This window comes from Kocuria sp. CPCC 205235, assembly GCF_040980905.1.
In the GTDB taxonomy this organism is placed as follows: domain Bacteria; phylum Actinomycetota; class Actinomycetes; order Actinomycetales; family Micrococcaceae; genus Kocuria; species Kocuria carniphila.
On the sequence record NZ_JAVKPR010000019.1, the window covers coordinates 14,908 to 27,410 of the forward strand.

Here is a 12,503-nt window from a genome sequence, read left to right on the forward strand (position 1 = left end):
GAGAGGGACGATGTCATCCAAATTGGCGACCGACCCAAGCCAGATGCATGCTGGCGACGAGCTTTCCTTGCCGCTGACGACCGCGCAGGATGCCGACGCGAGTGCGTCCTTCCACAAGTTGAACGCCGCTCGATGCGGGGTGAAGCAGCGCCTGATCTATGACGATCGGCCAACGCTTCCAAGTGCCGTGAACCTCCCAGGCGAGTCCCACGCCCAGGTGCTGGCCTTGGTTACGCACGGAGATCCAATGATCTGGATCGTCCGCGACGACCTCAATAGCATTCCGGTCCGATGGTCCAGTTTGCATCTTCATGAACGTGTCAACTGGCAGCGCTTCAACCTGCCAGTCGACCTGTGCGAGATCGACGTTCTCATAATCTCGGAGGAAGGAAGCATTGCCTGCGTGGTCGTAGATCCACTGCTCGATGACATCGGCCGGCCAGCGCAGGTCGGCGACCATGTCTTGTCGTTGGAACTCTGTGAGGCCGTAACCGCTCTCGCGACATCGTTGCGCCAGGTCAGTGAAATCAACAAGGCGCATACCGATATCCTTCTCAGCCCTCTGGCATCATCCCGGTCTTTAGCCAAGCAAGCTACCCGGGTCTATCTAAATTACGGTCAAAATGTCTGTCATTATCAGTGCCGCATGTTGACTCGGATTCCGCCGAGTAGTTTTGCTGGACCGAAGGAACTGACTCTGTTGCGACTCTGCAACGCTTTGAGCAGTTCCTCAGTTCCGTCGCGGTCCTTCAAGTGCGGACGATGGTAACCGGTTCTGGTCAGAGGCTCATAGTCGTCGCCCAATCCGAGCAGGATTTGATCTAGTAGCCCGAGTTCTATGTCGGGGAGATGCGGCTCTAGCAGACCCAGAACGTGCTCGGCCGGCGCACCAGCCTCGGCAAGCTTGACTAGTAGTTCAACAGAGACGTTGTTGCCTTTGCTTGCCCACTGGCAAAACGCGATCACGCTCTGCCGGGACAGACGATCAGTGACGAAATCTACGTCGTCGGCGATCGCGCGCTTCACAGCTGGTGTCAGGCGTCGACTCCGCATCACTTGAGCCAGATCGTCGCTCGACAACTCCAACTCGCATACGTACGACGCCAGTTGCTTGGACGCTGCGAAGTACTCCTCGCGGAATGCGAACGGGCGGTCACTCACGAGGGCGTACGTGTCGGCGGTATCGGGCACCAGGTCCTTCTCTAGCAGCGCCGGAAGGAGGGCGAGGCCGACATCGGACAAGTGTTCGGGGTCCAAGCCGTCGGCCAGGTCGAGCTGCCCGAGTAGGCGGACGGCTGCTGTCGACTCCAACGCACCGGAGTTGGCCAGTGCATATGCAAGCTCCAGCCTGGGCTCTTCTTCTACTTCCTCGGCCTTGGTGAGGTTGACGGTGCCGAGGTTCTCGATCAGTTCTTCGTTGACTCCGAACTTGCTGACGAAGTGGCTCACGTTCCAGACAGTCGGCGCGAACCGACCTGCCGACACCACTTGTCCCCATGCTCCGTCGTCGAGGTCCGTCAGGTCGGCAACTTCGCAGGAGTCCGCCGCACGTGCCGCGACGAGGCGCACGGCAAACTCGGCTGAATCTGCGACGTCACCGAGCACAGCAACGAATGCGTCTGGACTCTCGACGGTCACCTCGTCGTCTTGGAGGATGTCAAGGTAGTCGTCCAGGTTCGCGAGCACATGCCTGTAGACCGAGTCATCGGCAGCGTTCATGACGTCAAGCACTAGACCGGTGCTTTCGCCGAGAGCGACCGACAGGTTCATCCGCGTGACCGGGTAAAGGCCTGCGGCCACCGCCGCCTTGCGCTGTGTCTCTCCGAGCACACCGAGATCGCTTATCTGCGCGCCGAGACGACGCAGAAGAGCAATCAGGTCGGTCGCCTTCACCGCGTCCGTCTCGCCAACAAATGCCTGCATCTGGGCGTAGTGCTCCGACACGAACTCCGCGACCTGGTCAGACGCTTCGTAGTCTGTGTCCTGCGCGGCGCTCGTGATAGCCGCATCAACGAGGGCCACGACTACTTCGAGTTCTAGCGGTGCCTTCTCGACCAGATGAATGAAAACACCGTCCCAGCGCGGCGCCAATCGACTTATGAACCCATCGCGAGATTCGCCGTCTATCATGTAGGCGTCGAGGAAAGAGGAGTCATCCCCCGAACGCACGGCGAGCTTATCGATGGCCTTGTCGAGGTGTTCGGGACGTGCAAGCAAGTAGTAGTCAAATACTTCGACGTTAAAGACACTTTCGCCGTCGAGGAAGCGGGAACCCATCTCCTTCTCAACTGCTTCGATCGAGCTAGCCTCATCGAAGTGAAAGTGGGGAGCTGCGCGATCGGCTTGGACGCAGTGAAGGATGAAGTTCATCGCACTCACGCTGATCGCGATGTCATGGTAGTCCGAGCAGTACAGAGTGAAGTTCTCGTCGATGTAGCCCTTAGCCAGCAGATCGCGCCCCAAAGGAGATACAAGTTCGCTGATGACGGAGTCCAAATTGCTTTCGTCGCCATCCGTGGTTGGCATGACGAGGTCCGTCCTAGCGATAAGTTCCGCCATCGTGGACTTCGTGACGAAGTCTTTAGTCTCAAGTGCCACCCGGGAGTCGCGCTGAAGGCGGGCAACATCAGCGTCCACGGCGTCGTCCAACCCATCCGTCCCAGTCCCGGTCAGCGAGATCAGTTCGTCGAATGACAGTTCGATGCCGCTGTATCCTGAGCGAAGGAGATGTACCGAGTCGCGATTCTCGTACAACGACCTCCAGAAGTCACCTGATGTCAGGTCTGACAGTTGGTAGTCCTGCGACTGGTATCGAAGGACCGGCTTACCTCCGCGCCCTGTCGCTCGGTAGACGATCGGCAGCACCTCTTGTAGCCGCTCCCCGGCTGTCTGCGCATGCTTGTCCCAGAGAGCTTTTGTCCTCACTCGGTTCTGCGCCGTCTTGCTGCGCACCGCTTGATGTCGAGTTTGATACTCGACCATCTTGTGGAAGGCCCGGTGTGCCTCGTCGATCTTGCTTGTGCCGAGCCGGATGGCTTCGAAGTCTTCCAGGTGCAGGTTCTTGTAAACCATCATCGCGAACAGGCGGTCTGCGGTAAGTCCTTTGAGCCCATTCTCGCCGAGCACGGATGCGCGATAGATCTCGTACTCGTTTCTGATGTTGCGGATTACGCGCATGTCGGTCAGATGGGCGCCGACAAGGTTGACCAATGCGGTAGACGGCTGGTGGTCCGCTTTGGAGAACTCGGCCGCGAGCAGGTCCCGTGCCGAACGGTGGGTGATGAACGGAACCATCGGCACTACCAGGTCGAAAAACTTCGTCCTGTTCGCCGAAGGTGCAGACTCCAACGCAGACGCATGGAGGGCCGAAGTCTTGGTATCTTCACCGTCGGATTCTGTGTCTACTTGAATTTCCTCGAAGATGCTGTCCCGGACTGCGTAGACGAACTGAATCGGCCGTGACTTGATCTGCTCGGAGTTGTTCAAGACGGTGTTTAGCTCCCGCAGGGTCTCGAAGATGTGCGGGTCCTTGAACCGGTCTAGATCCTCAAAGATCGCGACCTTGGTCTTCGTCCGCTGGAAGAAGTAGACAATCTCGTCCAGGTACTCGTCGAAGTACGAGTTTTCTTTCGCGCTCAGCTTGACCGCTGCTCCGCCGGCGGAGACGCTCTCCACTCGTATCCGGTTCTGAAGGACGCGGAGGCCTAAGAACCAGACTCCGCCCACGAACGCTCCGAGGGCGCCGACAGTGGCCCAAGCTACCCACGAATGACTGTCGACCACGCTCGCGGGTGCCACGTCTTCGATGCGATTGACCAGCCCAAGAAGAACGGCCACTACGAAGAATCCGACTGCAACGACACCGCCCCACATCAAGGCTGGCCAAGGTTTGAATGAGTCGATGCGAAAGTACCTTGACCCCGGCATGTCCGAAGGCGGCTTCCGATAGAGGAGCTGCTTGACGATCTCCTTCTGGATGAGGTTCGTCAAGGGCGCAAGCGACCCGTCCTGCTGGATGCGTACCCGCTTCGTGTCATCGATTCCCAGGCTGGACAACGACAAGTTGACCCACTTGGTACTGCGTTCGTCTAAACCCTCCTGGACACCAAGGATGACGCTGCGGGTCTGTCCGATAAACGGTGTGTGGGGTCCGGCGGTTTTCATTAGTGGGTGGTTCTCTCGAACCGTCCGGCGAAGGTGATCGCGAACGCGTTGAGCGCGGGCTTCCACCTCATCACCCAGCGTGCCCGGCCACCGCCTGTGGGGTCAAGCGACCGCGTCACCAGGTACAAGCACTTCAGCGCCGCAGCCTCGTTCGGGAAGTGCCCACGCGCCCGCACCGCGCGTCGGTAGCGGGCATTGATCGACTCGATCGCATTCGTCGTGCAGATCACCCGGCGGATCTCGACGTCGTACTCCAGGAACGGCACGAACTCCGCCCAGGAGCTCCGCCAGAGCTGCACGATCGCCGGATAGCGTTCGCCCCACTGCGCAGCGAACTCGGCGAACCGGTCCTTCGCCGCCTCCTCACTCGGGGCCGTATACACCGGCTTGAGGGACTTCACGATCGCGTCGCGATGCTGCCTACCCGCGTAACGGAACGAGTTGCGGATCAGGTGCACGATGCATTGCTGCACCACCGTCTGCTCCCACGTCGTATTGATCGCCTCCGTCAGACCCTTGAGCCCGTCACACACGGCGATGAGTACGTCCTCGACACCCCGGTTCTTCAGCTCGGAGAACACCTGCAGCCAGAACCGGGCGCCTTCAGCGCCGTCGCCGGCCCAGATGCCAAGGATGTCACGTTCCCCGTTCACGGTGACGCCCATCACGACGTAGAACGGGGTGTTCCGGACCTGCCCGTCACGGATCTTGACCACGATCGCGTCGACGAAGATCACCGGGTAGAGCGGGTCCAGCGGGCGGGAGGCCCACTCGGCGAGTTCACTGGTGACCTTCTCGGTGATCCGGCTGATGGTGTCCTTGGAGACCTTCGCCCCGTAGACCTCGTCGAAGTGGGCGGCGACCTCCCCGGTCGTCAACCCCCGCGCGGTCAGCGACAGCACGATCTGGTCGATCCCGTCGAGGCGGCGCTTGCGCTTGGGTACGATCACCGGCTCGAACGACCCGTCACGATCCCTGGGCACCTCGATCTCGACGGGGCCGATCTCGGTGAGCACGGTCTTCGTGCGGGTTCCGTTGCGCATGTTCTCGCCGATCGGCCTCCCGCCATGTTCGTGACCGAGGTGCTCGGTCAACTCCGCGTCAAGCGCCGTCTCGAGGACGTTCTTCGTGAGCTGATTCAACAGGCCACCCGGCCCGACCAGGCTCACGCCCTGCTCCTTCGCCTGCGCGAGTAGTCGTTCTGCGAGGTATTTCTGATCGATGATCTCTCCAGTCACAGGATCAATCATCTCTTCATCCAACATGTCGGTCGTGTCAGACACGGCCATCTCCTTTCGGATCAGGCCGGGCCCCACACACCGTTAATCAGACAGTCCCGACGCTGCTTTTGCCACTGCCGTAGTGACCCGCTAGAGCGATGTTCTTCGCGGCTGTTGCGGACTTGTCAGTTAGGACGTCGAGGAGGACGGCAGCGTTGCGTCCGTGGAGGTCCTCTTCGTACGCGGGTCCGAGACTCCGAAGGACGGGCACGGCAGAACTCGGTGCTGGTTGCCGCGCCGGTCGATCAGATGACATAGGTGAAATTCTACGGCAGGTGCCCGACATGACTGCGGTTCTCGGGCGTCTGAGCGACGCAGCGTCAAGGTCCTCGGGTTCGTCTGGCTAGACGGTCGAGCCTGACAGCGGGGCGGCTCGCTGCTGTCGTCGACGTGCAGCGGCCTCACGGAGGCGGGCTCGGGTGAGCCAAGCGACGCTTGCAGGTCCGAGCCAGAGCATCTTGAACCCGTTCCAGATCGTCAGCAGGACGAGTAGGTGCAGCCAGCCTGGCGCTCCCTGATCTATCAGGCCGACGAGCCAGACGGCGGCGGCAAAGTACGGGATGGCCAGCATCATCGCTGCTGGCCCCAACTTCATGCCGCGTCTGGTCCGTATGAGGTCAGCGAGGATGTTGGTGGGCATGTAGCGGCGCAGGAAGTTCCGGATGTGGATGCTGACCACTATCAGGAGGCGGAACATGTTCGGCTCCTCTCAATCGCACGTTTCACCTGAGGAGGCAGTGCGTTGAGAAAGGCCCGAAGTCGGGCCGACCGCGTGTGGCCGAGTGGTGAGGAGAAACGTGCCTCGCTTCTACGATACGCCCGAGTTCTGACGTCTTGAAGGGCTCACAGTCGCGGGCCGATCGGCTGATTTGCGATTGGACGCCGTCCCGGTCCGTCCTGTTGAGGCTTGGTGATGGCCTGTGCGCGGAGGAGAGCGGCATCGGCGCGGGCATGGTCAATCTTCTGCGCCGCGCTCTCTGGTTCGGGACCGAGAGCGCGGCTGCTGGTGACCTGATAGCGGTCGCGGTAGGCCGCCACCACTCTGGCATCGCGCCGCCACGCCTTCGCTTCTTTCTCGCCCTCGGGCACCGGGCCGAGCGCGGCAGTCCAGGGCTCTTGGTCAGTGAGGGCGCTATCCAGGACGGTGCTGGTGCGCTGCCCGATGAGCTGGCGACGTTCATCGAGCGCCTTGCGCATATCGCCTGCCATCGGACCATCCACGGATGGGATCAGTCCGGCGATGAGCCGTGGCGTCTTGCGGGTGCGGCCTGAGCCGGCCGGGCGGGCGGTGGCGCGGGCTACGCGGTAGTGCAGGACGGAGGCGATGTCGTCAGCATCGGCGAACCCGCGCGCGGCGACCAGGCGCGGGAACAAGCGGTCTACGTCGTGGTGGTTGGCCTCAGCCCGGCGCAGCTCGGCGGTGAGCGCCCCGAACGCGTCAGACTCGATCGCGGCGTCGGCTTGTTCGGCGGTGAGTCCGGAGGACCGGATGAGGGTGGCCCAGCGGTCGTGTTGGGCTGCGGCGGCGATGGTCTCGTACTCGGCGGCGAGTTGGGCGATCGAGCCCCAGTGCTCCTGTTTGGCGGTGATGGTCTCGTGCGCGGACAGCTCGGCCCCAACGTGTTGCAGGACGCCATACAGCACGGACCGGCCGGTCGCGTCGGGGTTGTCACCGGGATGCGGGCTAGCGTGCTCGTCGGCCCTGTCGAGGACCACGTAGGCGCGGTTGGCGTCCTTGCCGCGGGTCATCGCGACGTAGAAGTTCTCCCGCGTCGTGGTCGGTTCAACCAGGACGTGTGAGGTGTCGACGGTGACGCCCTGCGCCCTGTGGGTGGTGACCGCGTAGCCGAGGTACCCCAAACACACTCACCTGTGATCGTGCGCGTCTGCGCAGTTCCAGTGTACTGCTTGCTGAGGACACCAGTTACTTTGCCGTGCGATCCTGCGTTCGAATTGCCAAAGGGGAATCTAATTGGGTCACGTCGAGGCGCTGTTCAGTGCCTGGTCAGCTGGCTCAGCGGGGAACTGCGTACCAAAGAACAGCGATTCCAACAGCGAGGAATCCTCCGTAGAAGGGGAAGATTGACCACGAGAACCAGACTCTAGGGTCAAAGAAGAACCAGCCACGGAAGGCCGTCCGCAACTTCCTCCAAAAACTTGGCTCTTCGTCGGATTTGTCCCTCGGTGACGGATCGCCATCCGCGTCTGGAATCTTGCGGTCGATATCATGCGGGTCGAGTGATAGCTCGGGAATCTTCTTCCCCGAAGCGACGGCATTGTAGAGCCGCCTGTACGCTCGCTCTTGCCGGAGGTAACTCGCATCCATGTAGCCGAACAGCAGAATGGCGGCGATACCTAACAATGCTACAGTTCCCGACCGTTGGGTAAGCGCGTATCCGAACGTCGCAGTGACCACAGGCAAGAGCCAACTCTTTGCCTGCGTCGAGGAATGAGCCATTCGAGCGACGATGCTCTGAATGTAGTCGAGGTGCTTTAACCTGACGGTTTCTCTTGTGTCTTCCCTCTTGGTCGTGTCGTGATCCGTCATAGTCGAAGCCCTCTACAAGCGTTACGGAGAGCATCCCAAGTCTCGTCTTTCGCATGCTCGGAGTAGCGAGTCTCGGGGGGCCAGATGCGCCCTATGGCATCGTTCGTCCATCTCGGGACGAGGTGAACGTGGACGTGATTGACACTCTGGGTAGCAACGTGTCCGTTCGACTGAATAACGTTGAGCCCCTCGGCTCCAGTGGTTTCCACGATTACTCGCGACATGCGTGAGGTAAGCAGGCCGATGTGCTCTGCATCCTCATCGTGTAGCTCCCAAACAAAGGGGACATGCGCGCGCGGGACGATCAGAGTGTGTCCCAGCACGGCCGGGTCCGTGGGGAAAAAGGCCACCACCTGATCGTCCCGATACACCTCGCGCACATCGGGATCGTTCCGTTGCACAATTGTGCAGAACGGGCAATCGGGATCAGCGGTCACAGACGAGTCTTGCCCTGCGTTGCCCATGTCTTCAGGCGATCTTTCAGGTAGTTGTAGGTGGCCTTGGAATCGATCTTCCCCGTCCAGTCTGTCTGTGTCGGATCAAAGATTGGAACTCCTGAGACGCCTGGGACTTTGTCAAAGGGATTCGACCCTGCCGAGTCGACGCTCCCCATCGAGGACAGGCCATGGATCTGAATGCCGAGAAGCGGCTTTTTGTCATCCCAAGCCTTCTGTATCTCGTACTGAACCCATTCCCGAGACGCAGTCTCTTTGCCAATAAGAACGATGACCGCTGACTTCCACTTCATCTTGTCAGAAATCCACTCTTTGATGGCTTTGTCACCACCGCTCTTGATCGTCTCCCACTCTTGATGGTTGAGGATCGGCTGCCCTTCAAGTGCTCCCATCTGCTCGATGAGTTGCACGCGATGAACATCTCTGTCGTAGTGGAAAGAATAGAAAACGGCCATGTTTGTCTCCTTTGAACTCGTGCCCATAGAGAGGTCTGCTCCCTTCCGTTGAGCATATCCGAGCCCCGGGGCTCACGTCGTCGCTTTGCTCGCGTGCCTACTGTCGAGCTGCGCCCGGCTACAGGGACCGTCTCGGTCCCTCGCGGCTTGGGTCGGTTCGGCGGGGGTCGCGCTCGAACGGGTCGCGGAGTTTTCGTGCTCGTTCGGTGGCGTCCTGTCGCGCCTGCTCCTGTGCGGCGTGCTTGGTCTCGATCAGACGGGCTGCGTCGTTGATGGGGAGGGCGCGGAGTTCGTCGGCCTCTGACCGTAGCAGCGCGGCCCGGTTCTTGGCGTCGTGCGCTTGACGGCGTGGGTTGGCGGTGCGACGTATCCCGTACCGGGCTGCCTGGGCGTGTTCGGCCCCGTACTCGTTTACGAGCAACGCCGTGTGCTCCTGCTGGTGCCGCTTCCGCATCGTGTCGCGGTCGGCGGTGGCGGCTTCGACAGTCTGGGCGGCCTCGGCCACTCGGGGGTCACTCTCGGCGCGGTTCGCGGCGACCTTGCCTGCCCATTCGGGGAGACGATCAGGGTTCGCTGGTGTGGTGCCCCACTCGATGCTGACCTGCCCGCGCAACGTCCGGGTGCGCTCGGTCGCGGCCTGCTGCTCGGTACGGGCCTTGCGCTTGCCGAACCTGCCCACCGTGGCGAGGCGACCACGGGCGGCGGCCTCGTTTGCGACGGCGTCGAGGTAGGCGGCACCATCAGTCTCGGCCTGCACCGTCAGCGGCCCGGTGACCTCGGCACGCACCTGCTCGGCGGCGTCCTCGGCTCGTCGGAGCACAGCGGCACTGTCCTCGTCCTCAGCCTGGTGGGTAGCGCGTTGGGCGTCGAACCTCGCGGCGATCTGCTCCCACCGTTCCGCCGCCTGTTCTGCACGCTCGGTCTCGTGGTCGAGGCGGGCGAGTTCTTCGGTGACCAGCCGCACTGGGCCGTCTGCGACGAATCCGCGCACCGCTTCGGCGGCTTGGGCGGTGGCGTGGTCGAGGCCGCGGTCTGCCGGGTCGCGTTCCATCGCGCCGATGAACTGCGTCCTGGCGTCGGCCATGTCCGTGGCGACGATGTGGAGCCGGTTCGTCTCGCGGCCTCGGGTCATACCGACGTAGACACCTGCCGCGCTCGTCGCCTTTGTCAACACCGTGTGCGAACCATCGACGGTCGCGCCTTGAACACCGTAGGCAGTCGCAGCGTAAGACAGGTGCGCGTGCTCTGCCAGGTATTCGGCGGGCAGGGTGACGGTGCGGGGGTTCTTGCGGTCGCTGGCAGCCTCCCGCGCGTTCACAGTGCCATCCTCGGTGACCTGCTGGACGATCCACTGTTGCCGGTTCGCCACGCCGAGCGCGGTGTCGTTTCGGCGGGTTTGGATCAGGTCACCTGCCCCGATGGTGAGGTCGTCGCTGCCGGTCGCGGTCACCGTATCGTCCACCTCGCCAACCTCGACCCTTCCGAGGCGGATGCGCTCGTTCAACGCCGCCGCCTCGTCATTCGTGGCGACCGTGATCGTCTCGCCCTCGCGGGCGTGCTCGGTGATGTGCTCGCGGGCCTGCTCGTCGTCGGCGTGCAGGGTCACGAGCCCCATCGCGGCGAGCCGGTCGAACGCCTCGCCGGGATTCGCCCGGTCGCGCATCGCCAATGTGAGAGCCGCGTACTCGGGGTCGGTGAAGCGGTGGAGTTCGCTCATGTCGTAGGTGCGGCCGAGAATCTGCGCGGCCATGTCGAGCACCCCGCCACGACCGACAGCGGGCAACTGTGCGCGGTCACCCACGAGGGCGACCGTCGCCCCGACCTCGGTGGTGACGGTCAACAGGGCGTGGGCGGTGTCCTGGTCGAGCATTCCCGCCTCGTCCACAATCACCCGCTCGCCCCGCGACAGTCGGGCGTGCTCGGGTGGACCGGTGTAGGTGCTGCCGGTTGCGGGGTCGGGGTCACCTACGGCGAGGCGTGTCCATACGCCGTCGTCGTTCCATCTCCATCCGTGCGCGTACACCAGTGCTGCAACCGACGTTGCAGGCACGTCGAGTTCATCGTGGGCGACCTGTGCAGCACGCTTGGTCGGCGCAACCAACCGCGCACTGCGTCCGTGCTCAGCGGCGACGGTGATTGCGGTGTGCAGCATGGTCGTCTTCCCACTGCCTGCGGCTCCTTCCACGATCACGAGAGGATCGGGTGAGGCGACCGCCGCAGCGGCGACGCGCTGGCCTTCATCAAGCCCTACGGCGTCCGCCGTCTTGGATACCTCGGGATGCTGAGGTTCGTCGGCGGGAACGGCCGCGGTGAGCTGGTCACGCAGCCCGGCTTCGGCAGCGACCACACTCAGGCTGGTCAGGTGCGCGACATGCTCCGGGGCAGGTACGCCCGGTGGCAGGACGGAGAAACAGTCGCTGGTCGCAAGGTCGGTCGCAATCCCGATGAACTCCCGCAACTCGGCAGGACTCGCCTGCACGCCCGCCTCGGTGGTGATGCGGGTGACATGCTCTTGAACGGTGTGCCGTGTCCACGCCGACGCTCCGGCAGCGCTGCGGTCCAGTGCCCGTGATGCAATCTCCTGCACCGCGAGGTCATCCACCGACACCACCGGTTGCGCGACACGGTGTTCGAGCTTGTCGGGGTTGTATCCGGCATCCGTGAGTTCCTGTACCCACCATTGCTCGTCTTTGAGGTCGGCGGGCTTCTTGCCGGGGCGCTGGTGCGCCCACGCGATGCCCTGCAACCTCGCGGTCATGACCGGGCCGAGAACTTCGCCAGGATGCGCGGCTTCCCATTCGGCTTCGAGCCGGTCGAGGTTGCGCCTGATCTGCGCCGACCGCTTCGACATGACCGCGTTGAACGGCTCCAACTCGACTACTTCACCGGATGCGGTGTCGAGGGTCAGACCGTAGCGGCTCAACGTCTCGGCAAGTTCAGGGTGTGCGGCGATCACTGCAGTGCCGAGGGCACGGATCGCTCCCTGCTGCTTGAACAGTGCGGCGGTGTCCAATGCCCGCCACTTCTCGGCGGCGAAGACGCGGGTGCCGATCTGCATGTGGATATGCCGGTGCGGATCACCAGCACGGGAGGTCTTGTGACCGATGCCGACCACTTGCATCCGCTCGATGGGCACGACCTCGCGCGCGTCGCGCGGGCCGACCCGAGTCACGCTGTGCTGGCCGAGCCAGCGGCGAATCTCCGCGAGGGCGTCCTGCTGCGCGGAGTCGAGGGCTTCGGAAACCTCGGGGTGGAGGGTGGCGGCGACCGACAGGCTCTTGGGGGCGTTGATCGTCATCTCCGCGAACAACGGCGACCCCTTCGTGCCCTCACCGGCCGCGCGAGGCGTGCCCATCGACTCGCCCGTCATCGGCTCCATCCAGTCCACCCAGCCCTCGTACTCGACCGCTGACAGGGAACGGGCGGCGATGGCCTCGCCTGCGCTGTCGAGCACGGCGTACTCGGCCACGGTGTCGTCTGCGCCGAGGTAATACTCATCGGCACGGGAACGGTCGGCCTCGACATAGCGGCGCGCGGCAGCACCGCTGCCGCGGAACAGGATCACCCCGCCCTTCATCCTGGCCTCCCTCATGAGTCGTCT

The 12,503-nt window shown here is 62.8% G+C and carries 8 protein-coding genes and 1 pseudogene; all 9 read right to left on the bottom strand.

The genetic code is table 11. The features are described from left to right. Positions 1-13: 13 nt before the first annotated feature. On the bottom strand, positions 14-541 hold the full coding sequence (locus RF638_RS12280) for a hypothetical protein (protein ID WP_368842140.1): 528 nt from the start codon (positions 539-541) through the stop codon (positions 14-16). A 95-nt stretch (positions 542-636) separates the two neighbouring features. Continuing rightward, positions 637-4,164, bottom strand: coding sequence for a hypothetical protein (locus RF638_RS12285; protein WP_368842141.1), 3,528 nt, complete (start codon positions 4,162-4,164; stop codon positions 637-639). After that, positions 4,164-5,414, bottom strand: a complete 1,251-nt coding sequence (locus RF638_RS12290) for an IS256 family transposase (protein WP_368842147.1) — start codon at positions 5,412-5,414, stop codon at positions 4,164-4,166. Before RF638_RS12290 ends, RF638_RS12285 begins: the two co-directional genes overlap by 1 nt. Before the next feature lie 373 nt (positions 5,415-5,787). After that, positions 5,788-6,141 carry a sulfate permease gene (locus RF638_RS12295; RefSeq protein ID WP_368842142.1) on the bottom strand — a complete coding sequence of 118 codons (354 nt, stop codon included), beginning with the start codon at positions 6,139-6,141 and terminating at the stop codon, positions 5,788-5,790. Positions 6,142-6,287: 146 nt separating this feature from the next. Next, positions 6,288-7,295, bottom strand: a pseudogene (locus tag RF638_RS12300) (C-terminal helicase domain-containing protein); the annotation flags it as partial. A gap of 163 nt (positions 7,296-7,458) precedes the next feature. Next, positions 7,459-7,992, bottom strand: a complete 534-nt coding sequence (locus tag RF638_RS12305) for a hypothetical protein (protein WP_129700778.1) — start codon at positions 7,990-7,992, stop codon at positions 7,459-7,461. Then, positions 7,989-8,456 carry an HIT domain-containing protein gene (locus RF638_RS12310; protein WP_129700776.1) on the bottom strand — a complete coding sequence of 156 codons (468 nt, stop codon included), beginning with the start codon at positions 8,454-8,456 and terminating at the stop codon, positions 7,989-7,991. The genes RF638_RS12305 and RF638_RS12310 overlap by 4 nt, the downstream gene beginning before the upstream one ends. After that, positions 8,426-8,902 carry a TIR domain-containing protein gene (locus RF638_RS12315; protein WP_129700774.1) on the bottom strand — a complete coding sequence of 159 codons (477 nt, stop codon included), beginning with the start codon at positions 8,900-8,902 and terminating at the stop codon, positions 8,426-8,428. Before RF638_RS12315 ends, RF638_RS12310 begins: the two co-directional genes overlap by 31 nt. A gap of 118 nt (positions 8,903-9,020) precedes the next feature. Beyond that, on the bottom strand, positions 9,021-12,494 hold the full coding sequence (mobF, locus tag RF638_RS12320; RefSeq protein ID WP_368842143.1) for a MobF family relaxase: 3,474 nt from the start codon (positions 12,492-12,494) through the stop codon (positions 9,021-9,023). Positions 12,495-12,503 lie beyond the last annotated feature (9 nt).